This window comes from Collinsella sp. LCP21S3_D3, assembly GCF_052118305.1.
In the GTDB taxonomy this organism is placed as follows: Bacteria; Actinomycetota; Coriobacteriia; order Coriobacteriales; family Coriobacteriaceae; genus Collinsella.
In genome coordinates this window covers 135029-158772 of the sequence record NZ_JBQKHK010000003.1, presented here as the reverse complement: position 1 = coordinate 158772, position 23744 = coordinate 135029, and the positions used below count along the sequence as shown (strand labels likewise).

The following is a 23744-nucleotide window of genomic DNA, read 5'->3' as shown; positions in this document are numbered from 1 at the left end:
AAAAAAGTCTAGCGCGGGAACGAGTGTTCGGTTATTATTATCTTCGAACAGTTGTTCCTGTCAAGCAAACATAGAACATTTGTTTGGGTTAGGTAGAGAGGAATCCCTGATGGCTCGCAAAATTACCAAGCGACAGCAGCAGATTTACGACTTCATCAAGGAGTATCAGCAGGAAAAGGGCTATCCGCCCAGCGTGCGTGAGATGGCTTCGGCTGTGGGTCTTTCCTCCCCTAGCACCGTACATGCACATCTCTCCGCACTGGAAGCACGCGGCCTGCTCAAACGTGACGCCACCAAGCCTCGTGCCCTAGAGCTCTTTGACGAGGACGGAGCCTCCGTCTCCATCTCAAAGTCCGATGAGCCCACGGCACCCCGCGGAACCGTATCGCTACCCCTCGTGGGCCGTGTCGCCGCAGGGATCCCCATCCTTGCCGAGCAGAATATCGAGGACACCTTTACCATCCCGACCGAGATCGCAACGGACCAGGGGTCTTTTATCCTCGAGGTCCACGGCAATTCGATGATTAACGTCGGTATCCTTAACGGCGACTATATCATCGTTCGCGAACAGAAGAGCGCCATGAATGGCGAGATCGTTGTGGCCATGATCGATGGCTCCGCAACGGTCAAAACGTTCTACAAGGAGCAGGGACGAGTTCGCTTGCAGCCCGAAAACGACACCATGGAGCCCATCTATGCGACAAATCCGACGATCCTGGGCAAGGTTGTTGGATTGATGCGCCGGTTCTCGTAATGCAAAACCGCATCACGGTCTTTGATACCATTCGCGGATTTACCATGCTGTCGATGGCAGGATTTCATGCTTGCTACGATCTTGCCTATCTTTATGGTTGGGATATGCCCTGGTTTACTCAGACCATCTTCCAAGACATCTGGCGTGCCAGCATCAGTTGGGTATTTTTGTTTATTGCCGGCTGGATGTGCACCCTCTCGCGCAACAACATCAAGCGTGCCGTCAAATATGCCGCTGCCGCTTTTGTTGTATGGGTCGCGACGACGCTCGTCTCAGTCGATGACTCGGTGAACTTCGGCATCATGTTCTGCATGGCGGCCTGCACCGCCATTGTCGCGCTCGCGCGTCCGGTGATCGTTAAAGTGCCGTCGGTATGGGGTATAGCAATTTGCCTCACACTTTTTACCCTTACCTGGAGCATTCCTAAAACGGTTTATCCTATCCCCTATTTAGCTTGGCTGGGTTTCCCAAGTCCAGACTTTGTCTCTGGTGATTACTATCCAGTCATACCATTCTTATTTATGTACCTTGCAGGCTTCTTTGCCGCCCACACGACTCAGGAAGCAAACTATGAGGCGCCGGGATGGGCCTATGCGAATCCCATCCCGGCGCTCGCAAGTCTCGGGCGCCATGCGCTGCCGTTCTACCTGCTTCATCAGCCGGTTATCTTGGGTGTACTGGAGCTGATTTACTCTGTTCGATAACGCTCGAGACGCGGTGCGATACGGGCTGGAAGCTTTGCCACAATACGAACGCCGTCCTCGAGGTATTCCTCGTGCAGAAGGGTTCCCTGTTCGTGCACAAGCGTGATTAACGCGCCCTCTCGATACGGGATATCGGCCGAGAGCAACACGTCCGTAGCGGCCGCTTCACGAGCAATGCGATCGACCAAGTCATCAAGGCCCTCACCCGTCTGAGCCGAGAACAATACCACCTCGGGATAGCGCCGGCGAAAGCTCAAGCGGTCGACGCTATCGAGCAGATCGATTTTATTGAACACGGTAAGCGTCAGGCGCTCACCGGCACCAATCTCGTCAAGGACACGATCAACCGCCTCAAGCTGACGCTCGTAATCCTCATCGGAAGCATCCACAACTTTAAGAACCAAATCGGCGCCGAGCACCTCGGAAAGCGTAGATTTAAACGCGTCGACCAGGCCATGGGGCAGCTTTTGAATAAAGCCAACGGTATCAGTGATCGTCATGCCACGGCCACCGGGTAAACGATACGAACGCGTCGTAGGATCGAGCGTGGCAAACAGCTTATCCTGCGAAAGTACCGTGGATCCCGTCAATCGATTAAGCAACGTCGACTTACCGGCATTGGTGTAGCCAGCCAACGCCACGCGAAACGCCGGCGATTCAATACGGCTTTTCGATTGCACACCACGACGTTGTTCAACCTGTTTCAATTCGCGTCGAAGCGCAGCGATCTTATCGCGAATCAGGCGACGGTCGACCTCGAGCTGGCTTTCGCCCTGGCCAAAACGCGATCCAATGCCGCCACGCGTCTGTTCCTTAGCAAGGTGGCTCCACATACCTCGCAGACGGGGCAGCAGATACTGCAACTGAGCCAGCTGCACCTGTAAGCGACCCTCACGCGTCTGAGCATGCAGGCCAAAGATATCCAAAATCAACGCCGTACGGTCAATAATTTTGACCGGTTCGCCCACGGCTTTCTCAAGATAGGACTGCTGTGAAGGAGTCAAGTCGTCGTCGAAGATTACAACATCCGCATCCATACGATGCACCAAACCGCATAGCTCCTCGACCTTACCGGAGCCGATAAACGATTTGGGATAAGGTTTGACCAGACGCTGAGACAAGCGTGCCACGCATTGGGCTCCAGCAGTGTGAGCCAAGCGCTCGAGCTCGTCGAGCGAACGGTCGAGCGGCCAGGCGTTATCGCGCCACTCAACACCAACCAAGACGGCACGCTCAGGTTCAGGCGCCGTGGGAACCAAGGGAAAACGTGCCATTAGGCAGCCTCGATACGACGGTAGATATCATCGACGACCTCATCGATGGTAAACTCATCCATATCGAACCACACGATGCGATCGTCACGCTTAAACCAGGAAAGTTGGCGCTTGGCATAGCGACGTGAGCGCATCTTGATAAGCTCGCGGGCCTCGTCCATGGTAATAGTGCCTCGCAAGGCATCAATAATCTCTTTGTAACCGATTGCCTGCATCGACGTGAGTGCATCACCCAGGCCCTGGTCCATAAGGCCACGGACCTCATCAACCAGCCCCTGCTCAAACATAAGGTCGACACGCAGGTTAATGCGCTCATACAGCACTTCACGGCTACGCGTCAGACCAAACCACAAGGCATGATAACGCTCATGCGGAACGCTGAATTTGGACTTCTGCTGGGCATACGACACACCGTCATCGTGCATCTCGAGCGCACGGATCACGCGGCGCACGTTATGGGGATGAATCACGGCAGCCGATTCCGGATCACGCTCGGCAAGCAGGGCATGCATAGCTTTCTCGCCAATACGCTCGGCAAGCTCCTGATAGCCCGTGCGACGTTCGTCCTCGAGCTCTCCCGAAGGAAAATCCATTTCATCGAGTGCAGCCTTAAGATACAAGCCCGTGCCGCCGCAAAAGACCGGAAGCCGTTGCTCACCAAGCAAACGCTCGATATGCGCCCGGGCATCAGACTGATAGAGCGCAGCAGAATACGCGACGCCCGGGTCCACGATATCGACAAGGCGCAGGGGCACCGAGCACTCCTCGGGCATCATCTTGGCCGTACCGATATCCATACCGCGATAGATTTGCATCGCGTCACACGATAACACTTCAGACGACAGACGAGCAGCCAGGCGGTCGGCAACATCACTCTTGCCGACCGCCGTCGGACCGACGATCGCTACGGCAGAAAGGTTTGTGCCGGGGGAAACCATTAGCGAGGCTCACCCACAACGGAGCCAGACAGATACCACGTCTTGGCGACATCCACATCGACGTCGACGATTTTGCCGATAAGCTGATCGATGCTATAGCCAGCGGGAATCGGCGCATGCACTGTCTGGTTCTTAGGACTTTTACCAAGAAGGACAGCGTCGTTTTTCTTGCTCGTGCCCTCAATAAGCGCAGGCACCACGGTGTGAAGCTCGCCCTGGTTATACTCGTATGCCGTCGTCTCAATAACCTTGACCAGACGGTTAAAGCGCTCAAGGATAACCTCATGCGGGGTGGGATCATAGATCTCAGCTGCCGGGGTACCGGCGCGCTTGGAGTAAATAAACGTGTAGGCCTGGGCATAGCGAACCGTCTCGGCAAGCGAGAGCGTCTGCTCAAAGTCTTCCTCGGTCTCGCCCGGGAAGCCCACGATGATGTCGGTCGAAAGCGCAATTTCAGGCATACGGTTACGAATGCGATCGACCAGGCCCAGATAATCCTCGCGCGTGTACCGACGATTCATCTCTTTAAGGATGCGCGTGGAACCCGACTGAACGGCTAGGTGAAGCTGCGGCATAACGGCAGGTGTCTCGGCCATAGCATCGATGGTCTCGGGAAGCAAATCCTTGGGGTGCGAAGAAGTAAAGAAGATACGCTCGACGCCCGTATCACCCACGGCGCGCAGCAGGTCGGCAAAGCGCGGCTTGCCAAAGAGATCGCGACCGTAGGAGTTAACGTTTTGTCCCAGCAGCGTAATCTCGCGCACACCCTGACGCACCAGACCCGTCACCTCGTCGACAATCTCCTCGAAGGGGCGGCTCTTCTCGCGACCACGGACGTACGGCACGATGCAGTACGTGCAGAAGTTGTTGCAGCCCGTCATGATGGGCACCCATGCATGATACTGCGTCTCGCGATGCCACGGCATACTCATGGCGTCCGTATCTTCATGCTCATTCGTGCGGATATGGCGCTTGCCATCCATAAACGCCTCGGCGATAAGCTCCGCCACGTGCGCAATCGAATGCGTACCAAAAATAACGTTGACGTTATCGACGTTGGTGAGCAGGCCCTCGCCATCGCGCTGAGCGATGCAGCCACCCACGGCGACCACACGCTTGCCCGAAGGAGAAGGAGGAAGACTCTTGCAGGAATTGCACTGTCCGTACAGGCGCGTATCGGCAGCCTCGCGCACACAGCACGTCATGAATACGACAATATCGGCATGCTCCGGATCGAGCGCCATAAGACAGCCATAGGAATCGAGCAAACCGCTCACGCGCTCGGAGTCGTGCTGATTCATCTGGCAGCCGAATGTGCGGATAAAATAGGTTTTACCGGCAAGAATATCGCGTACGAAGCGCTGGTCCATGAGCTTACATCCTAACGATGATATCGACGGGGCACAAAGGTGCTACAAACGTGCGAAAACTCGCTTACGCAACAGGCTTAACGTCGTCCATGACGACATTGTCCATAGCAGCCCGATTAATCTGGTGAACGTAGATAGAGAGACGGATTGCCGTGCGAGACTCCCCGTTAATGAGGATGTCAGAGAACACCGGCGCACAAGAGACATCAAAGCCAGTCGGAATCAGAAAACCTCGTGCAATGGCAACGGCCTTTATGGCCTGGTTGACGGCGCCGGCACCGACGCACTGAATGTTGACGGGAACGCCATCTTTGACCATACCGGCAATGGCGCCGGCAACGGACGCGGGCGATGATTTGCTTGATACCTTCAGGCAATCCATGAAGAAACTCCTGCGTTTAAAAGTACGTTTTAACTGCAATAACTGTATCGTACCGAGCGGACTCGGTAAAGATGCTACTCCTCTTTGGCAAGATCGAACGTCACGGTGATGCGATCACGTGAAACGCGAATCTTAGGGTCGCCGCACAGATTGAGGTAATACCGGGCGGCGAGGTCATTGAAGTCGCGCTCGACAGCACGCGAAAACTGCGCCATGTCATCCTTGGCAATGCGGAGGCCTCGACGGTCTTTGGCAAGATCGACTGGAGCCGGCAATTGCGAGGTGGAATCGCGCTCGCGCAGCAGGCGCGCACACACGCCGCGAACGGGCTTAATCTGTCCCGAAAGAATACGGTGGGCAGTACGCTCGGACATCTCGAGACCCAGCCCGGAGCAAATCCGGATAAAATCCTCGGCATCCGAAGCGAGACCTAAACGATCGATAACCGGAAGCTCACACTCGTCATCGATAAAGAGCAGGCGTGACGTATCGAGACGACCGGAAGCCTGGGCGTACAGGGTCGCAGCGATCTCGGACGGAGAGCCCAGATACACGTCGCAGTCGCGCAGCTCCTCAAGGGCAAACTCGCAGGCTGCGCGAATGATGTTGTGAGGACCACGAGCGCATACATAGCGGCCGTCTTCGTCTTTAACCGCCTGAGGCCAGCTCGACTGGTCGGCGCGCTCAGCCAAGCGATCGGTGTCAACGCACACCTTAAACGCTGAGCCCAAATCGACGCCCGATGTAACAACGCGTGCCTCATCGGTGTTCTGCTTGATAGAGAACAGCGCCATACCACGACCGTGAACACCCCAACGGTCCATCTTCATGCTCTCGAGCTTGGAGGTGACACGGGCATCGAAGATACGCTCCTGCATATCCTGCGGCACACCCGAACCGTTATCCAGGAAGAGGAGGGTACGAACACCCTCCTCCTTGGTCGTGGCTAGATAGACCTTATCGGCTCCGGCATCGCGAGCATTACGCAGCATCTCGATGACAATGTCCTCTACATGCTGAATGTCATGCTTGGCCTGACGGCGCTCGGCCTCCGAAACGCGGAGGCGGACATACCCCTCGCCAAGGTTTTCCTCGACGCGAAGGTTGCCCTCCCCCGACATCGACGCGATAAATGAGATGAGCTCGTTCGCGTCGTTCATGTTATTTAGCGATATCGACGGCACGGCTCTCGCGAATCACGACAACGCGCACCTGACCGGGATACTCCATCTCTTCCTCGATCTGATGGGCGATATCGTGCGCAAGCACCGTGGACTGGGCATCGGAAATCTTGTCCGGCTGAACCATGACATGGACCTCGCGACCGGCCTGCATAGCATAGGTACGCTCGACGCCGTCATGAGAGTTGGCGATCTCCTCGAGCTTCTCAAGGCGCTTGATGTAGCTCTCGGCCGACTCGCGACGGGCGCCGGGACGAGAAGCGGAAACAGCATCGGCAGCCTGGACCAGAACGTCGAGCACCGTGTTGGGGTCGACATCGGCATGATGGGCCTCGATTGCGTGGACGATAACGGGCTTCTCGCCATAACGGCGGGCAAGCTCGGCGCCAATCACAGCATGCGGACCCTCAACGTCGTGGTCGATGGCCTTGCCCAGGTCATGCAGAAGACCCGCGCGCTTGGCGGTCACAACATCCAGACCAAGCTCGGAGGCCATGATGCCGCACAGGTCGGAGACCTCAAGCGAGTGCTGTAGCACGTTCTGACCAAACGAGGTGCGGTAGCGCAGAGCGCCCAGGGTTTTGACGATCTCGGGATGCAGGTCGTGGATACCGGTATCGAAGGCAGCCTGCTCGCCGGCTTCGAGCACACGCTGCTGAACCAAGTCAGCGGCCTTGTGGTACATCTCCTCGATGCGGGCGGGGTGAATACGACCGTCGGCAATGAGGTTCTCGAGCGCCACGCGGGCGGTCTCACGACGGACCGGATCAAAGCTCGAAAGCACGACAGTCTCGGGGGTGTCGTCGATCACAAGGTTGACGCCGGAAACCTGCTCGAAAGTACGGATGTTACGACCCTCGCGACCGATGATGCGTCCCTTAAGGTCATCGGAGGGAATATGAACGGACGTGACGGTGACCTCGGCGGTATGGTCGGCGGCACAGCGCTGGATCGCCAGGGAGAGAATCTCCTGAGCGGTCTTGTGGCACTCGGCGCGGACCTGTTGCTCGGACTCACGGATGATGGCGGCCGCCTCATGGGTAACCTCACCGCGGACCTTGTCGAGCAGCTCCTTGTGAGCATCCTCGCGCGTAAGGTCGGCAATACGCTCGAGCTCGGAGGTCTGCTTGGCGCAAAGCTCCTCAAGTTCGCGAGAGCGCTTCTCGACCTGACCGGCCTGGCTGGACAGCTGATGCTCGCGCTTATCGAGCGCATCGTTGCGTCGGTCGAGCGATTCCTCGCGCTGCATCACGCGATTTTCGAGCGCGCGAATCTCGCTCTTACGCTGCTTGTCCTCGGCCTCGGCGGCCTGTTTGTTCTTGATGATCTCTTCCTTAGCCTCGAGCAGAGCCTCTTTTTTGAGGGTCTCGGCCTGACGCTTAGCATCACCGATCAGGGACTCTGCCTGCGCGTGTGCCGACTGAATCTTTTCTTCGGCCTCGTGAAGACTTCCCTGCTTGGCGGTGCGCATGTAGGCAATGGCGACGATGGCACCCAAAACAATGCCAACGAGCGCTGCAATGATAAGCGGCATGCTCACTCCTTTTTATGGATTCGTTACACAACAAAGCGAACCGTCCATACGAACGGCTCGCGACATTTGAGTAATATGGGCGCAGCTTATGCGGGTCGGATACAGATAAACATATAAACAAACTCATCGCAGATGAGCACATATCACAATGCAAATGACAGTTATTATCCTACGTTGAACCGCAACAACTGTCAAATTAACGCACCCAGCACGGCGCCTATCGAGCGGTGAACGGCAGGAGCGTAACGTGCGCATGCTTAAACGTCGCATTTCTCGCTTAAGGCATCGAGGCGCGCCTTAACGGCATCCGCGGAAATGTGATAAGAAAAGCCCTTGCCCATCAAAAATCTGACGAGCTTTTCGAATGCACGTGCCTCGGGAACGCGACGCTTAGCGAGCAAAGCCGATGCGCGAGCCAAGTCGTCATCCTCGGCAAAATAAGCCTCGGGATACCCTGGAATCTCATCAAGTGCAACATGGCGACGCTTGAGTTCAGTCTCGATTTTGCGCTGCCCCCAACCACGACGCTTACGCTCCTCGATAAAGTACGAGCAAAAGCGGTTCTCATCTAAAAAACGATACTCGATGGCACGATTGACGGCAAAGTCGATCGCGGGCTGACGAAAGCCATAGCGCGCCAACTTATCGCGCACCTCGCCCGTAGCATGATCACGACGCGAAAGCATCTCGGTCACCATGGTGAGCGCACATTTGCATTCAATAAGCTGCACCGCCTCGCGAAAGTCATCCCAGTCGCAGGGAAGATCGAGACGGTTCTGAACGTACACACGTGCCACACGCACGGGAATCCAAATGGACCGTTCAAAACCGCCCTCCAGATCGCAATCGATATGTGCACAGGGCTTTTTAGACGCATAACCGCTCGAGAACGAGGAGGCCGTCTTCTTATCCGGAAAAACGACCCGAGCCTCGGTCACCGTATACGACATGTCGGCATCCGTTACTCGTCGTCATCGTCGAGCATCGCGGAGCCATCGATGGCATACAGCTCGTCAAACTCCTCGGGGGCGGGCTGATCGGTCAACTCAACCTCGGAGGGGGCATCATCGTCATACTCAAGACCGCAGGCAAGGCGAACCTTGTGCTCGATCTCGTCGGCGCAATCGGGATGCTCGCGCAGGAACGTCTTAGCGGCCTCGCGACCGTTGCCGAGTTTGTCCTCACCATAGGCAAACCAAGACCCCATCTTTTTGCATATGCCGCACTCGACAGCCATATCCAGAATCGAGCCCTCTTTAGAAATGCCGGTGCCATACATGATGTCAAATTCGGCCGAGCGGAACGGAGCAGCCACCTTGTTCTTAACGACCTTGGCACGTACGCGATTGCCGATAACCTCGTCCTTGAGCTTGATGGTATCGATTTTACGAATATCGATACGCACGGAAGAGAAGAACTTGAGTGCGCGGCCGCCTGTGGTGGTCTCGGGGTTGCCGAACATGACGCCGATCTTCTCGCGCAATTGGTTAATGAAGATGCAGGTTGTGTTGGACTTGGCAAGCGAGCCGGCGAGCTTGCGGAGCGCCTGACTCATCAAGCGAGCCTGCAGACCCACCGTCGTGTCACCGATCTCGCCCTCGATTTCGGCACGTGGAGTCAAAGCGGCGACAGAGTCGACGACGATGGCGTCGATGGCACCGGAACGCACAAGCATGTCAACGATCTCGAGCGCCTGTTCACCCGTATCGGGCTGGGAAATCAGCACCTCGTCGATATCGACGCCGATGCGCGCGGCGTAGGTGGGATCAAGCGCATGCTCAGCGTCGATAAAAGCCACGACACCGCCCATGGCCTGCGCCTCTGCAAGAATCTCGAGCGAAAGCGTTGTCTTACCGGAGGACTCGGGGCCATAAATCTCAACGATACGGCCGCGCGGCACGCCGCCGATACCCAAGGCGGCATCGAGCGCCAGAGAGCCCGTCGGAATAGCCTCGACCTCGAGCTCGGGACCGCCGTCGCCATACCTCATAATAGAACCCTGGCCGAACTTCTTCTCGATCTCGGCCTTGGTAGTGGCGATCATCTCGTCGCGCTCTTTGCCCGTCGTGCGCGTATGAACGGTACGTACGGGACCTGAATTCTTGGCCATGAATAGCCCTCCTCTTAACAACCTGAATCGATGATAAACGAACGGCTGTTCGTGGTCAACCGTTCAGGTTCATCATATGCACCCGTCCATTCCAAAACCCGACCAAACGCCGACCAAACGCCGACCAAACGCTTGACCATGCCAATCGCAAATACGAGTGCTCGTACAAATTAAAGACATGTGCCAGCGCAAGCGCATTCCTTGCCAAAGGTCCCTATCTCCACAATTAAGGGGCCCTAAGGCCCCTTAAAACACGTCTATTCCATGGAATTGAGCACGCGGACAATGCGTTCCAAAGCCTCAGCGACCGCATAGGCACGGACGCACGACCGATCACCCTCGTAGTGACAGCGCGCAGACTCAACGACCGTCGCTCCCCCCTCGGCCGCACGATACGCCCATCCGATATAGAACGTGCCGGCGGGGTCTTGCTCGGTACCGCCGCCGGGCCCAGCGTAGCCCGTTGCGCTCACGGCGACATCGCTCTGATAGAGGTCCAGCGAGCCCGCGGCCATCTCACGCGCCGTCTGATGCGACACGGCGCTAAACCGATCGAGCGTTTCCTGCTCGACGCCGAGCACGCGATGTTTGATCTCATCGCAGTAGGTCACCGCACCGCCACGAAGCACCGCCGAGGCACCCGGGATATCGGCAATCGTCGAGGCAATCATGCCCGCCGTCAGCGACTCCGCCGTCGACACCGTCACGCCACGGGCACTCGCGCGCTCGACAATATCGCGCGCCAGCTCCTCGTTGTTTGCGGCGATCTGCAAATAAGACTCCGTCATACCCACCAGGACCTAGACCGAAAAGACGATCTTACGGCAGTTCCAGAAGTACTGGGCACCCGAGATAATGGTCAAAATGACGGCGATGACGTACAGGAAGCGCGACACCGAATAGACACCGAGCAGCAGCGACGCCGGCCCCAGCTGAAGACCGGCCATCGCAAAGACGCACAGATAGCCACAGATGGAGACCATCGTGGTCGCCGTCTTGTACTTGCCGAGCTTATCGGCGGCAACGACCACACCGGCAGCACTCGCGACCATGCGAAGTGCGCTCACCAACAGCTCGCGGAACAGGATAATGAACACGGACCACACGGTCACCGCGCCAAAATCCAAGAACAGCAGCAAGGCCGAGAACACCAGCAACTTGTCGGCGATGGGGTCCAAGAACTTGCCGAAATCGGTGATCTCGTTGCGTGAGCGCGCCAGATAGCCGTCGACCTTATCGGTGCACGACAGGATCACATACAGAATGAAGGCAGCGGCGGCGAGCGGGCCGTCAAAGGTGCTCCAGTCCGTACCGGCAACGCTCGCGTGAGACAGAGCCGAGACGATCATGAACACCGGAATAAAGACGATGCGAACGCACGTCACGATGTTGGCGGGCGTCCAAACGCTCGTCAGTTCCTTATTGCTCTCGTTTGCCACGACGCTCTCCTACTCCACAACATGGCCGATAAGCTCATAGCAGAAGCTATCGGTAAACTCGACGGTCAAAATATCGCCCACGGACGCCTCGCTGGCGTCCAGATGCACCGCGCCATCGGAATCGGGCGCCTGGAACCAGGCATGACCGATCAGCTCGGCGCCGTCCTCGGTCTCCTCGATACCGTCGACGATTACCTGGGCGCGCTCGCCCACATGGGCTGCTGTGGCGGCAAAACCCAGCGACTCGGCCAGATCCATGGCCTCCTGGGCGCGCTCGAGCTTGACCTCCTCATCGACCTGGCCCTCCATATTGGCGGCCAGGCTGCCCTCCTCCCGCGAGTAGGCAAAGACGCTCGTATAGTCAAAGCCGACGGTGTCCATAAAGTCGATAAGATCACGGAACTCGTCGTCGGTCTCGGTCGGAAAGCCGACCATGGCCGTGGAACGAATCACGATGCCGGGGATACGATCACGAAGATCGCGGAACAGTTCCTCGAGCTCCTGACGCGAACCGGAGCGACGCATGGCCTTGAGGATGCGCGCGTCGCAGTGCTGCACGGGGATATCGATATAGGGCAACACCTCGGGCGTATCGCGGATCGTCTCGATAAGCTCGTCGGTCATGCCCTCGGGCTGCAGATAGAGCACACGAACCCAGACGTTGTGCGGGCGCACAGCCTCGGCGACGGCGCGCAGCAGCTGCGCCAGATTGCGCGGTGAGGCCTCGGCGGCGTCCTCATCGGCAAAGTCGGTGCCCCAAATGCCCGTGTCCTGGCCGATCAGCACGATCTCGCGCACACCGCCGGCAACCAGGTCGCGCACCTCGGAGATAATGCTTTCGGCATTGCGCGAATGATAGCGACCGCGAATGTAGGGAATCATGCAGAAGCTGCAAAAACGATTGCAGCCATCGGAGATCTTGACGTAGGCGACAGCGCCCTCGACGGTACGCTTGACCTGCGGGATATAGGCAGCAATTTTACGCTCCACACCAAGAACGCCATCGATGACAGAGACGATACCGTCTTCCTCATCGGCCTTCACAAATGCCGCGACCTCGGGCAGCTCGTCGGGCAGGTCGTCGCCGTAACGAGACGGCACGCAACCGCACATGACAATGGGGCAGGAGCGAACGCCGTCCTGCACCTCGTTAGCGAGCTCGAGCGTGGTCTCGATGCTCTCAGACGTCGCCGAGGTAAGAAACGAGCACGTATTGACAATGGCGATATCGGCATCCTGAGGATCGAATGCCTCCTCGTAGCCCGCAGCGGTCAGCAGCGAACGCATGCGGTCGGTATCGACCTCGTTCTTGGCGCAGCCAAGCGTGATATAGAGTACGGAACCCAACGGAGTATCCATGTTGGAGAGCGGTCCTTTCGAGTAAATTAGCGGTAGTTGGTAAACTGCAGCGGCTGGCCGTAGTCCTGGTCGCGCAGGAACTGAATCACCGTCTGTAAAGCGTCCTTAGAAGCCGAGGAAACGCGCAGCTTATCGGCCTCGATGGTCACCTTGACCTTAAGCTTTTGATCCTTGATGTCTTTATTGATCTTCTTTGCGGTCGCCTGGTCGATGCCCTCGACGATATGACCGAGCACGCGCACGGTACCGCCCGAAGCCGCCTGCGGGGTGTCCCAAGAGACAGCCTTGAGGTCGATACCGCGCTTGATGAGCTTGGAGCTCAAAACATCGATGATCTGCTTGGAGACAAAATCGGCCGGAGCGTTAATCGTAAAGAGCTGGTCGCCCTTCGAAAGCTCGATGGTGGCGCCGGAGTCTTTAAGGTCATAGCGCTGGGAAATCTCGCGGGCGGTCTGCTGGAAGGCGTTATCGACCTCCTGCATGTTAACCTCGGACACAACGTCGAAGCTGGAATCTTTAGCCATGGTTCTTCCTTTCGGTACGGGGAGCCTTAGTAGCTGTCGTACGAATAGTCATCTGAATCGTTCACTGTCTGGCCGTCGGATGCCGTGTCGGTGCCGACGGTAGACTGGACATCGGTGCCGTCGGCATTATCGGTACCGCCGGCATTATCGCCGTTCGCGGAGTCGGCGGTCTCCTTCTTGGGAACGGTAATGGTCACGCGCGCCACACCCGATGTCTTGGTGTCATAGCGAACCTTTTCACCATTCTTGGTGACCGTGACATCGGAGGGCTTGGACGTGGTGATCTCAATCGAGGACTCGGGCGTGTACTCCTGCTCAAAAGGACCGGTCGCTTGAGCGCCATAGACCGATTTACCGTCGACCTTGACCTCGATCCAGGCGGTCTTGCCCTTGGCAACAGAGACCTTGACCTTGGTGACCTCGTCCTCTTCCTTTTCCACCGTCGCCTTGGCGGCATCGGAACTGGCCGCATCCGTCGCCTCGTCGGCGTCTTCATCCTCGTCAGTGGGTTCGGTCTTCTTGGAAGATTTCTTAGTCGTCGTCTTGGTAGCCACGGGTGTCTCGGGCGTCGACTCGGGTGCAGCAGAGCCGCAACCACGCAGGAGTACCACGATGAGCAAAATCAACAGTAGCACCACGGCACCGATGCCGACGTACATAATGCGCGGATCGATCGTGTTGTATTGAGAGGCGCGCCCAACGCCGCGTCCGCGATTGGAGCTACCACGACCATTACCCTGCGGTATGCGGCCGCGACCGCTATCGGGACGACCACGATAGCTACTCTGGCGCTGCGAACCCCGCTGGCCCGGACGCGGCGCAAGCTCGCCACGGCCCTGATAGCCGCGCTGACCAGAGCGAGGCGCCGAAGAGCGTTGCCCATAGGGCTGGGATTGCGAACGGAGGCGCGGCGTCACCTGCGTGGTATCGGCGTCGGAATAGCCATCGCGGGAACGCCCGGCGGATACTCCGCGATAGCTACGACCGGAGTATCCACCGTCGCCGTAACCGGCGCGAGGATCGCGACTCAACCCGCGAGCGGCGGGAAGCGCACGGTCATCTGGCAGGGGCGTACTGCGAAAACGATCTCGCTGAGAACGAATTTCCTCGCTGGAGCCCGTCTCGGTGATATAGCCCGCTTGCGGAGGGCGCTGGCCGTACCGTGTCGTACGACCACCCTGAACCATCAAAAAACGACCGTTATCGACCGAAGAACGCGAGTTAACGTAGCCGGCAGCATCCTGAAAACGACCGCCCTGCTGCGAGGTATCGCGTTCATATGCCATGAGGTCGTCAAAATAAGCGTTGACGACCTCGCGCGGGTTAAGCCCCAAAAAGCGAGCGTAGCTCGAAATCATGCCCTGCGCATAACCACGCGGGGGCATCGATGCAAAGTTACCAGTCTCGAAAAACTCGATGATCTGCGGCCTGATTTTGATGGTGTTGGCGACCTGCTGGATGGAAAGGCCCATCCGGCGACGCTGCTCGAGCAGCATGTCACCAAAGCGTGCAGCCATCAGAATCCTCCAAACTCACGATCTTCACGTACCATCTCGGCGTCGACAGACTCCAGCGCGGCAAGCCCTTCGTCATCCAGCAGGACCTCGCGCGGCTTGGAACCGTCGGGCGGGCCGACGACGCCCTTTTCTTCCAGCATGTCCATAATACGCCCGGCGCGCGCATAGCCAACCTTGAGGCGGCGTTGCAGGCCAGATGTGGAGCCCAGCTGCGATTCCACCACAATATGGGCGGCCTCCCAGATAAGCGGGTCGTCATCCTGCGGCTCGGCAACGCCCGTGCGAACAATGCCGCCACCAGCCGTGGACATGGAAGCAGGCGCCACGGCAGACAGAATCTCCTCGTGGTAGTCGGGCTCGCTTTGCGACTTAACGAACTCGACGATCTCGTTGATCTCGTCATCGGAGACAAAACAGCCCTGGATACGGCGGGGCTTGCCCCAGTCGACCTTGGAGAACAGCATGTCGCCCAAACCGGTGAGCTTTTCGGCGCCCATCTGGTCGATAATGACGCGGGAATCGATGCCCGTGGCCACGTTAAAGGCGATACGATTGGTGATGTTGGCCTTAATGAGGCCCGTCACCACGTTGGAGCTGGGGCGCTGCGTAGCCACGATAAGGTGAATACCGGCGGCACGCCCCAGCTGGGCGATACGAACGATCGAGGCCTCGACATCCTTGCCGGCAACCATCATCAGGTCCGATAGCTCGTCGATGATAATGACCAGATAGGGCATCTTTTGCGGCGGGTTATCGTAGTGTTCGAACTCGCCGGCGGCCTGCTTTTCGTTATACGTCGAGATCTTGCGAACGTTGAGGCGCACGAACACCTTCAGGCGACGCTCCATCTCGGAAACAGCCCATTGCAAGGCACTCGCAGCCTGCTTGGGTTCGGTCACCACGGGCACATAGAGATGGGGCAGGCCGTTATAGCCGGCAAGCTCAACGCGCTTGGGGTCGACCATGATCAAGCGAACGTCCTCGGGAAGGGCGCGCATGAGCAGGGTCGTGATGATGGAGTTGATCATGACCGACTTACCGGAACCGGTGGTACCGGCAATAAGCAGGTGGGGCATCTTGGCGAGGTCGGCGACAACCGGCGTACCCTCGGCATCGCGGCCGATGGCCAGCTCGAGCGGACCGCCCTTCACATAGGGAAGCACGTCGCCCAGGTTAACGTTCTGGCGCTTGCGATTGGGAATCTCGATACCCACAAGCGAGGTGCCGGGAATCGGCGCAAAGATACGCACCGACTGGGCGGCAAGCGAAAGCGCGATATCGTCCTCGAGGCTCGAAATCTTGCTCACGCGCTCGCCCTCGCCGGGCTGCAGCTTAAAGGTCGTCACCGTGGGACCGGCAATCCAGCCGACGACGCGAGCGCTACGGCCAAACTCCAGCAACGTGGACTGCAGCGACTCGGCAGTCTGCTCCAACTCCTTGTCAGAAGACGCGGCGGACGCCGACTGCGGATTGGCGTGCAGGATTTCGAGCGGCGGGAGTTTGAGGCCATCCTCTTGCTCGCCCTCGACATCGGCAGCAGTGCCGTCAGCTCCCCCATCGCCGGCTGCAACAGGAGCAGCGGAAGCCGTTGGGGTGGGGGCATCGGCAACCTTGGGGTGCTTCAGGAAATCGGGGATCTGCGGGGCAGCAGACACGGGGTTCACGGCAAACGGCGGCTCGGACTCGTCGACCTTGTCCGGGTCGTCTTCCATCGAAAGCTGTCCGGTGACCTGTCCTCGCCTGTCTTGGCGACGCGGCAGCAAAGTTGTCTTGGCGGTCTCGAGCGGACACTCGTCATCCTCGTCATCGCCCTCGGTGAGTTCGATTTCGCTATCGGACCAAGACGGGTCGGGCTCACTCGTGTTGAGCTTGGGTGCGGACTTGCCATGCTTGGCATGGCGACGCGGCAGCAGCGTGGTCTTGGCGCGCTCGGCCTCCACAGCCTCGGACACGTCGACAAACGGATCATCGTCCTCGTCATCATCGTCCAAAACCGGGTCCGCATCATTGCCCATGACCGTGGTCACGGCCATATCGGAGCCCTTCTGACGAAGAATGCTCAGGTGCGGACGGGCGACGCCGGGAACCGACAGGGCCTCTTCGTCGCCCCACGGGCTCGCATTGACATCGGCACGACGGCGCTCGGCAAAATCGGCAGCGCGATCGCGCGCAGAGCGCAAAACGCCACCCACCGAAAAGCCGATGATGACAAAGCCAACGACGGCCAAACCCAACAGGACCACCATCGCGATAGGTTTACCCAGGGCATTCTGCAGCGCACTCGCTATAAACGCACCGATATAGCCGCCCGAGGCGGATAGGTTTTGCGGCACAAACATGAGGTCGCACGAATCGCTCGTGCCCGGCACCATCAACGAAAGAATGGAGACGACGGAGATAAAGACAACGGCGCCACCCGCGACCGAGCGAATGTTGAGCGGCGAGTCCTCACCCAAAAAGAGCGTGGCGGCAAACAGCAAAATGACGATCGGCAGCACGTAGGCGCCCAGGCCAAAGCCAAGATGGTAGAAACCGGCAACCGCTGCCGTCACGGGTGCCGTTGCCGGAGAAATCACGGCAATGAAAGACGCAATCGCCAAAACGGCAATAACCACGCCGGCGATATCGCGGTTGGCCGAAGGCTCGACCAGGGGCTCAACATCGTCGAACTCGGCCTCGTGGCCCTTATTGGCACGAAGATGGGAACCGGCACCCTTAGCAGATGCCGGTTGGTTGTTGGCTTTATTGCCTTTGGCGTTTTGTGCAGATCCGCGCGCCAAACTAAACCTCCATGACGACCGGGATGATCATCGGACGGGTGCGCGTACGGCTCCAAATGAAGTTGGAGAGCGAATCGCGCACGGCCTTGCGAATGGCATCGGAGCCGCTGCTCGTAAAGCTAAACTTGCCCTTCTCGATTGTCTTCATGATGGATGCGGAGGCATCCTCGGAGAACTGATCGTCGATGGCAAATGAAACACCACGGCCCGAGAACTCGATAGCCTCGATCTTCTTATGCTTGAGCGAAACGATGGCGACAGCCGTGACCATACCGTCATTGGCGAGCTTCTGACGATCGCGCAGGACGATGGGGTCGGTATCACCGATGCGCAGGCCGTCGACGTAGACGACGCCGGACTCGACGGGCGTGCCGCGCTTGACAATACCACCGCGCATCTCGAGCGTGTCGCCGTTATCGAGGATAAAGATGTGATCATCCTTAATACCCATCTTACGGGCAAGCTGGGCATGGGCACGCAGGTGCACGGCCTCGCCGTGAACCGGCATAAAATAGGTGGGCTTGGCCATGGCCATCAGAAGCTTGAGCTCTTCCTGGCTGCCGTGACCCGAGACATGGACGAGGGCGCGATTCTTATCCCACACGTCGCAGCCAAGCTTGGCCAGGCTGTTGACGACCTGCTGGACGGCCTTCTCGTTGCCGGGAACAGGGGTCGCCGAGAGGATGACGGTATCGCCCTCGTGGATGGAGAGCGTCTTGTGCTCGCCGTTGGCCATGCGGGACAGCGCCGACAGCGGCTCGCCCTGAGAGCCGGTGCACATGACGACAATCTTGTCGTCAGGCAGGTTATCGATATCGAAGGCATCGATGATATCGGCATCGTCGATGTTGAGGTAGCCCAGCTCGCGCGCCACGCGGGTGTTGGTGAGCATGGAACGTCCGGTCACGACGACCTTGCGGCCGCACTTGCGGGCGGCGTCGCAGATCTGCTGCAGGCGATGGATATGGCTCGAGAACGACGCGACGAACACGCGGCCCGGGGCATTCTTGATGGCGTGCAGCAAGTTGGGGCCGACTTCGGCCTCGGACTTGGTAAAGCCCGGAACCGTGGCGTTGGTGGAGTCGGAAAGCAACAGGTCGATGCCCTGCTTGGCAAAGCGACTGATGGCGGCATAATCGGGCGTGACGCCATCGATGGGCGTCTGGTCGAGCTTAAAGTCGCCCGTGTGCATAACGGTGCCCTGGTTGGTGCGAATGAATACGCCCAAAGCGCCCGGAATTGAGTGCGTCATAGAGAAGAAATCGAGCGAAATGCCACCAAGATTGACATGGCTACCGCCCTTGACCTCGCGGAACTTGGGCGCGCGGATGCGGAACTCGGAAAGCTTGCCCTCGATGAAACCAAGCGTCAGCTTGCTCGAGAAGATGGGCACCTTGTTGTTGAGGTCCTGCAGCAGGTACGGAAGCGAACCGGTATGGTCCTCGTGGCCGTGGGTGACGATGATGCCGCGGAGCTTCTCCTCGTTCTCCAGAACATAGGTGTAGTCGGGAAGCACCAGGTCAATTCCGGGCTGGGAGTCGTCGGGGAACATAAGGCCGGCGTCGACGAGCACCATGTCGTCGCCGCACTCGAAGACCGTCATATTCTTGCCGATGCCATCAAGGCCTCCGAGCGGAATGATCTTCAAGGGAGATGATTTTTTAGCTGCCATAGGTTCGTGCGGTTTCCTTTCTTCGAAACGGGTCTGGAACAACCGACGGGGCGCTTCTGGCAAACCGACCGCCGGGAACGTACAAACATGCATCACGGAGTCGATGCAGTAACCGCATTATGATACCCATTTGCCCACCAACAGACCACCCATGCATCAAAGCCCCATCTGAACTGGTCTATCCCGCCGGTTTCCCGTGGGGCGGGCACTGATGAAGTTTCCTGCTCTACAGTCCTGCTCACGACGGAGGCCACATTAAGTGGCCTCCTGTTCGTGCGGAACTCGCGATAAACTTCATCAGTGCCCGCCCCACGGGAAACCTGCCAATAAGGGACAGGTTTATTTTGGTAGGTTTTATCTGGGGTAATGCCGCGCATGCGATTATCTAAAGATCTGAATTCAGATAACTGAATAGACTATCTGACAAAATCGAAACCCGCACCCACCAGCCCTTTTGCTATTCCCGGCGGGGGCCGCGGGTAAAGTTTATCGCGAGTTCCGCACGAGCCGGAGAGCACTTAATGTGCTCTCCGTGCGAGCAGGACTGTAGAGCAGGAAACTTTACCCGCGGACCCCGCCGGGAATAGCAAAAGGGCGACCCCTGTCCAGAGTCGCCCTTGTTGAGCTGCTTATGTGTAGCTGTTACTCGGCGTCGTGGTGACGGCGGGGCTTGCGGCCTCCGTTGTCACCGGGACGGCGCGGACGGTCGCTGCGCTCGGAGCGCTCGCGACGCGGACGCTCACGGCGCTGGAAGTGCTCGCCATCGCCCTCGGGGGCACCCTCGGCACGAGCCGGGGCCTCGGGCTTATCCAGACGATCGAGCGAGATCTTGCCGCGATCGTCGACCTCGATGACGACGACCTTAACCTCGTCGCCCACGTTGAGGACGTCCTCGACCTTCTCCACGCGGCCCTTGGCGACGCGGGAGATGTGCAGCAGGCCGTCCTTACCGGGCAGCAGGTTGACAAAGGCGCCGAAGGGCTGGATGGAGACCACGCGACCGGTGTACTCCTCGCCCGGCTCGGGAACCTTGATGATGAGCTTAATGCGCTCGACGGCCTGGTCGACGGACTCGCCGGTGCCACCGACAAAGACAGTGCCGTCCTCCTGGATGTCGACCAAAGCACCGGTCTCGTCTTGGATGCCGCGGATGACCTTACCGCCGGAACCGATGACGTCGCGGATCTTGTCGGTCGGAACCTGGATGGAGACGATGCGCGGAGCGGTGCTGCGCGTGGTGTGGCGCGGCTCGGGGATCACATCGAGCATCTTCTGCAGGATGAAGGCGCGACCCTCCTTGGCCTGCTGCAGGGCGCGGGCCAGGATGTCGAAGGTAAGGCCCGTGGCCTTGTTGTCCATCTGCAGAGCGGTAATGCCCTCGGTGGTGCCGGTGACCTTAAAGTCCATATCGCCCAGGAAGTCCTCGAGACCCTGGATGTCGGACAGGACCACGGTCTTGCCCTCCTCCTGGATCAGGCCCATGGCGATACCGGAGACCGGGCGCTTAATGGGCACGCCGCCGTCCATGAGGGCGAGCGTGGAGCCGCAGGTCGAAGCCATCGAAGAGGAGCCGTTGGACTCCATGACCTCGGAGACCACGCGGATGGCGTAGGGGAACTCGTTCTCGTCGGGGAGCACCGGAAGCAGGGCGCGCTCGGCCAGGTTGCCGTGGCCGATCTCGCGGCGCTTGGGGCTACCCATGCGGCCGGTCTCGCCGGTGCAGAACGGCGGGAAGTTGTAGTGGTGCATGTAGCGCTTGCCCTCGGTGGGCTCGATGGTATCCAGACGCTGGCCCTCGTTGAGCATGCCGAGCGACAGGACGGAGAGCACCTGGGTCTGGCCGCGCTGGAACAGGCCGGAGCCATGAACGAGCGGCAGGTAGTTGTCCTTCACCATAATGGGGCGGATCTCATCGGCGGCACGGCCGTCGACGCGCTCACCGGTCTCGACGACCATGGTGCGCATGGCCTTCTTCTCGAGCTTCTTGAGTGCCACGGGGATCTCGCGCTCCCAAGCGGCCTGCTCCTCCTCGGTGAACTCGGCACGGATGGACTCCTTCAGAGCCTCGACCTTGCCGATACGGGAGAGCTTGTCGGCGTCGCGAAGGGCGGCTGCCATCTCGTCGTAGTGGGCGAAGATGCGCTCCTGGACCTCCTCGACGGGCTGGTCGAGCGGGTACTCCTTCTTGACGATAGCGCCGTTGACCTGCTCCCACTCGGCAACGAACTCGTCCTGAGCCCGGCAGAAGGCAGCGAGGGCCTCCTGGCCAAACTTCATAGCGGCGAGCATATCGTCCTCGGAGATCTCATCGGCGCCGGCCTCGACCATCGAGATGAAGTCGGCAGAGCCGCCCAGCTCCAGGTCCAGATCGGAGTTCTCGCGCTCCTCATAGGTGGGGTTGACGATAAACTCGCCGGTCTCCACGTTGCGGCCGATGCGCACGCACGCAAGCGGGCCTTCGAAGGGCACGCCGCCGAGCGTCATGGCCAGGGAGGCACCCATGACGTTGATGACGTCGAAGGGGTTGACCTGGTCGGCGACGAGCGAGGTGGCGACGATGTGCACCTCGTTGCGGAAGCCGTCCGGGAAGCTCGGGCGAATAGGACGGTCGATCATGCGGGCCGTGAGCGTGGCCTTCTCGCTGGGACGGCCCTCGCGCTTGAGGTAGCCACCCGGAATACGGCCGGCAGCGTACATCTTCTCGTTGAAGTCGACGGTCAGCGGAAAGAAGTCGTAGTTCTTGCGCTCCTTGGAGACGACCACGGTGTCGAGCATCGTGGTGTCGCCCTGCTTGACCAGACAGGCGCCGGTGGCCTGCTTGGCAAGTTCGCCCGACTCAAAGGTGTAGGTCTTGCCGTACAGCTCAAAGGTCTTGGATACGAGTGTCATTGTTCTCCTTTACCCCGCAGGCCCCTTGCCTGCGGGCTTCTCATGTGACGCGGGCCCCCTGCCCCCGCCACGCTTCAGAGCGTGATTGTTCACGCCCTTACACAAAAAGAGCGCCCCGCTGCGCAGGACGCTCTTAGCATGTACAAATCCTTACTGGATGTTGTCGCGGATGCCCAGAGCCTTGATGAGCTCACGATACTCGACGACGTCGTTCTTCTTGATGTAGGAGAGAAGACGACGACGGCGACCGACGAGCATGAGCAGACCACGACGGGTGTGGAAGTCCTTCTGGTGGGACTTCATGTGCTCGGTCAGCTCCTTGATGCGCTCGGTCAGGATGGCGACCTGAACCTTGGGGTTGCCGGTGTCGACCGGGGTGTTACCGAACTGGGCAGTCAGCTCCGCCTTGCGCTCTTTGGAAACAGTCATTGTTTCACCTTTCGTTTCGCGTCGCCCGCGGGCGACTCTATTCGCCTCGGACTGGGAAGCCGCCGGTGGAGCGAGCATCCAAGGTCGAGGTACCAACAGGTCGGTATGTTACCACAAGCGGACCGCGTATGCCCATCATCACCGACCCAACATGAATTCCATCGCGCGAAGACGCTGATCGGTGTGCGTCGCAGCCCAAACATGCGAAAGCCCCAGCAAAAAGGCGGCAGTATGGGGATCGACCCTCTCGGCCATGAGCGCATCGAAGGTCATGGACATGAGGGCGCGCAGCCATGCGACCTCGCCGGTCGACACCAGCTCGGCACCCGGAACGCTCGACGCGCACGACCCGCACATGAGCCCGCCCGCCTGGGGCGAAAAATACGACAGCATGGGGTCTCCGCACAGTACGCAGGCCGAAAAATCGGGTCGATAGCCAACGTGCGACAGCAGCTTAAAGACATATGCCGCCACAAGCAGATCCATATGTGCCGTGTCGAGCCTGCTGCCCACCAGGGCAAGTGCTCGCTGCGTAATGGCAAAGGTAAACGGGTCCTCGGCGTCCTCGAACGAGCACACGCGCGCGACCTCGGCGATCGCGCTTGCGGCGCAGGTCGTCTCGTAATCGGGCGCGGCGCCGAGCGGCGCCTCCAAAAGCTCGGCCTGGGAAACCACGTCGAGCGACCGTCCGTGCGCGAGCAGCATATCGACGGTACAGAACAGCTCGCAGCGCGCCGCCAGGCGCCCGCCGGGTTTGCGCGCGCCCTTTGCCACGGCACGGACCTGCCGACCCCGCTCATCAAGCATCGTCAAGATCAGATCGGTCTCCTTGAGCTTGGTCTTATCGAGGACGAGTACCTTTGTGCGATATGTCCGTGAGCCTGCCAT

At 59.0% G+C, this 23744-nt stretch carries 20 protein-coding genes; 2 read left to right on the top strand and 18 right to left on the bottom strand.

Annotated features, from left to right (window positions below):
* Positions 1-109: 109 nt before the first annotated feature.
* Together lexA and ACTQ1S_RS02620 are read left to right on the top strand one after the other, a co-directional pair.
* Positions 110-754: a transcriptional repressor LexA gene (gene lexA, locus ACTQ1S_RS02625; protein ID WP_427717464.1), complete on the top strand. Its 645-nt coding sequence runs from the start codon at positions 110-112 to the stop codon at positions 752-754.
* Positions 754-1458, top strand: a complete 705-nt coding sequence (locus ACTQ1S_RS02620; protein ID WP_427748033.1) for a heparan-alpha-glucosaminide N-acetyltransferase — start codon at positions 754-756, stop codon at positions 1456-1458. The genes lexA and ACTQ1S_RS02620 overlap by 1 nt, the downstream gene beginning before the upstream one ends.
* On the opposite strand, the gene hflX is transcribed toward ACTQ1S_RS02620, so the two are convergent.
* The 18 genes from hflX to recO all read right to left on the bottom strand — a co-directional run bounded on the left by hflX (position 1443) and on the right by recO (position 23744).
* Positions 1443-2732, bottom strand: coding sequence for a GTPase HflX (hflX, locus tag ACTQ1S_RS02615; protein WP_441546994.1), 1290 nt, complete (start codon positions 2730-2732; stop codon positions 1443-1445). The genes ACTQ1S_RS02620 and hflX overlap by 16 nt on opposite strands.
* Positions 2732-3670, bottom strand: coding sequence for a tRNA (adenosine(37)-N6)-dimethylallyltransferase MiaA (gene miaA, locus ACTQ1S_RS02610; RefSeq protein ID WP_441546993.1), 939 nt, complete (start codon positions 3668-3670; stop codon positions 2732-2734). The genes hflX and miaA overlap by 1 nt, the downstream gene beginning before the upstream one ends.
* Complete coding sequence (gene miaB, locus ACTQ1S_RS02605) at positions 3670-5040, bottom strand: tRNA (N6-isopentenyl adenosine(37)-C2)-methylthiotransferase MiaB (protein ID WP_427717472.1); 1371 nt, start codon at positions 5038-5040, stop codon at positions 3670-3672. The genes miaA and miaB overlap by 1 nt, the downstream gene beginning before the upstream one ends.
* A 64-nt stretch (positions 5041-5104) precedes the next feature.
* Positions 5105-5422: a stage V sporulation protein S gene (locus ACTQ1S_RS02600; RefSeq protein ID WP_118079896.1), complete on the bottom strand. Its 318-nt coding sequence runs from the start codon at positions 5420-5422 to the stop codon at positions 5105-5107.
* A gap of 74 nt (positions 5423-5496) precedes the next feature.
* Positions 5497-6582: an ATP-binding protein gene (locus tag ACTQ1S_RS02595; RefSeq protein WP_441546992.1), complete on the bottom strand. Its 1086-nt coding sequence runs from the start codon at positions 6580-6582 to the stop codon at positions 5497-5499.
* A 1-nt stretch (position 6583) separates the two neighbouring features.
* Positions 6584-8137, bottom strand: a complete 1554-nt coding sequence (rny, locus tag ACTQ1S_RS02590) for a ribonuclease Y (RefSeq protein ID WP_441546991.1) — start codon at positions 8135-8137, stop codon at positions 6584-6586.
* A 257-nt stretch (positions 8138-8394) separates the two neighbouring features.
* Positions 8395-9087, bottom strand: a complete 693-nt coding sequence (locus ACTQ1S_RS02585) for a regulatory protein RecX (protein ID WP_441546990.1) — start codon at positions 9085-9087, stop codon at positions 8395-8397.
* An 11-nt stretch (positions 9088-9098) separates the two neighbouring features.
* The gene (recA, locus tag ACTQ1S_RS02580) at positions 9099-10247 is read right to left on the bottom strand and encodes a recombinase RecA (protein WP_154516331.1); all 1149 of its coding nucleotides are present in this window, start codon (positions 10245-10247) and stop codon (positions 9099-9101) included.
* 257 nt (positions 10248-10504) lie between these two features.
* Entirely contained in the window at positions 10505-11020 is a 516-nt protein-coding gene (locus ACTQ1S_RS02575; RefSeq protein WP_441546989.1) for a CinA family protein, read from the bottom strand.
* Between the two features lie 27 nt (positions 11021-11047).
* On the bottom strand, positions 11048-11596 hold the full coding sequence (gene pgsA, locus ACTQ1S_RS02570; RefSeq protein ID WP_229770672.1) for a CDP-diacylglycerol--glycerol-3-phosphate 3-phosphatidyltransferase: 549 nt from the start codon (positions 11594-11596) through the stop codon (positions 11048-11050).
* 99 nt (positions 11597-11695) lie between these two features.
* A complete protein-coding gene (rimO, locus tag ACTQ1S_RS02565; protein WP_441055662.1) occupies positions 11696-13045 on the bottom strand; it encodes a 30S ribosomal protein S12 methylthiotransferase RimO in 1350 nt (449 codons plus the stop codon).
* A gap of 26 nt (positions 13046-13071) precedes the next feature.
* A complete protein-coding gene (locus tag ACTQ1S_RS02560; RefSeq protein WP_441546988.1) occupies positions 13072-13569 on the bottom strand; it encodes a YajQ family cyclic di-GMP-binding protein in 498 nt (165 codons plus the stop codon).
* 26 nt (positions 13570-13595) lie between these two features.
* Complete coding sequence (locus tag ACTQ1S_RS02555) at positions 13596-15086, bottom strand: RodZ domain-containing protein (RefSeq protein WP_441546987.1); 1491 nt, start codon at positions 15084-15086, stop codon at positions 13596-13598.
* Positions 15086-17866, bottom strand: coding sequence for a DNA translocase FtsK 4TM domain-containing protein (locus tag ACTQ1S_RS02550; protein WP_441546986.1), 2781 nt, complete (start codon positions 17864-17866; stop codon positions 15086-15088). The genes ACTQ1S_RS02555 and ACTQ1S_RS02550 overlap by 1 nt, the downstream gene beginning before the upstream one ends.
* A gap of 1 nt (position 17867) precedes the next feature.
* Positions 17868-19538, bottom strand: a complete 1671-nt coding sequence (locus ACTQ1S_RS02545) for a ribonuclease J (RefSeq protein WP_117654800.1) — start codon at positions 19536-19538, stop codon at positions 17868-17870.
* A gap of 642 nt (positions 19539-20180) precedes the next feature.
* On the bottom strand, positions 20181-22427 hold the full coding sequence (locus ACTQ1S_RS02540; RefSeq protein ID WP_154516316.1) for a polyribonucleotide nucleotidyltransferase: 2247 nt from the start codon (positions 22425-22427) through the stop codon (positions 20181-20183).
* A gap of 150 nt (positions 22428-22577) precedes the next feature.
* A complete protein-coding gene (gene rpsO, locus ACTQ1S_RS02535) occupies positions 22578-22856 on the bottom strand; it encodes a 30S ribosomal protein S15 (RefSeq protein ID WP_154516313.1) in 279 nt (92 codons plus the stop codon).
* 138 nt (positions 22857-22994) lie between these two features.
* Positions 22995-23744, bottom strand: a complete 750-nt coding sequence (gene recO / locus ACTQ1S_RS02530) for a DNA repair protein RecO (protein ID WP_441546985.1) — start codon at positions 23742-23744, stop codon at positions 22995-22997.

Coding starts and splice junctions, on each gene's coding strand:
- ACTQ1S_RS02600 (WP_118079896.1), bottom strand. CDS start 5,422: ATGGATTGCCTGAAGGTATCAAGCAAATCATCGCCCGCGTCCGTTGCC.
- miaB (WP_427717472.1), bottom strand. CDS start 5,040: ATGGACCAGCGCTTCGTACGCGATATTCTTGCCGGTAAAACCTATTTT.
- recO (WP_441546985.1), bottom strand. CDS start 23,744: ATGGCAGGCTCACGGACATATCGCACAAAGGTACTCGTCCTCGATAAG.
- ACTQ1S_RS02555 (WP_441546987.1), bottom strand. CDS start 15,086: ATGGCTGCACGCTTTGGTGACATGCTGCTCGAGCAGCGTCGCCGGATG.
- rny (WP_441546991.1), bottom strand. CDS start 8,137: ATGCCGCTTATCATTGCAGCGCTCGTTGGCATTGTTTTGGGTGCCATC.
- pgsA (WP_229770672.1), bottom strand. CDS start 11,596: ATGATCGTCTCGGCTCTGTCTCACGCGAGCGTTGCCGGTACGGACTGG.
- ACTQ1S_RS02560 (WP_441546988.1), bottom strand. CDS start 13,569: ATGGCTAAAGATTCCAGCTTCGACGTTGTGTCCGAGGTTAACATGCAG.
- rimO (WP_441055662.1), bottom strand. CDS start 13,045: ATGGATACTCCGTTGGGTTCCGTACTCTATATCACGCTTGGCTGCGCC.
- hflX (WP_441546994.1), bottom strand. CDS start 2,732: ATGGCACGTTTTCCCTTGGTTCCCACGGCGCCTGAACCTGAGCGTGCC.
- miaA (WP_441546993.1), bottom strand. CDS start 3,670: ATGGTTTCCCCCGGCACAAACCTTTCTGCCGTAGCGATCGTCGGTCCG.
- rpsO (WP_154516313.1), bottom strand. CDS start 22,856: ATGACTGTTTCCAAAGAGCGCAAGGCGGAGCTGACTGCCCAGTTCGGT.
- ACTQ1S_RS02540 (WP_154516316.1), bottom strand. CDS start 22,427: ATGACACTCGTATCCAAGACCTTTGAGCTGTACGGCAAGACCTACACC.
- ACTQ1S_RS02595 (WP_441546992.1), bottom strand. CDS start 6,582: ATGAACGACGCGAACGAGCTCATCTCATTTATCGCGTCGATGTCGGGG.
- lexA (WP_427717464.1), top strand. CDS start 110: ATGGCTCGCAAAATTACCAAGCGACAGCAGCAGATTTACGACTTCATC.
- recA (WP_154516331.1), bottom strand. CDS start 10,247: ATGGCCAAGAATTCAGGTCCCGTACGTACCGTTCATACGCGCACGACG.
- ACTQ1S_RS02545 (WP_117654800.1), bottom strand. CDS start 19,538: ATGGCAGCTAAAAAATCATCTCCCTTGAAGATCATTCCGCTCGGAGGC.
- ACTQ1S_RS02620 (WP_427748033.1), top strand. CDS start 754: ATGCAAAACCGCATCACGGTCTTTGATACCATTCGCGGATTTACCATG.
- ACTQ1S_RS02585 (WP_441546990.1), bottom strand. CDS start 9,087: ATGTCGTATACGGTGACCGAGGCTCGGGTCGTTTTTCCGGATAAGAAG.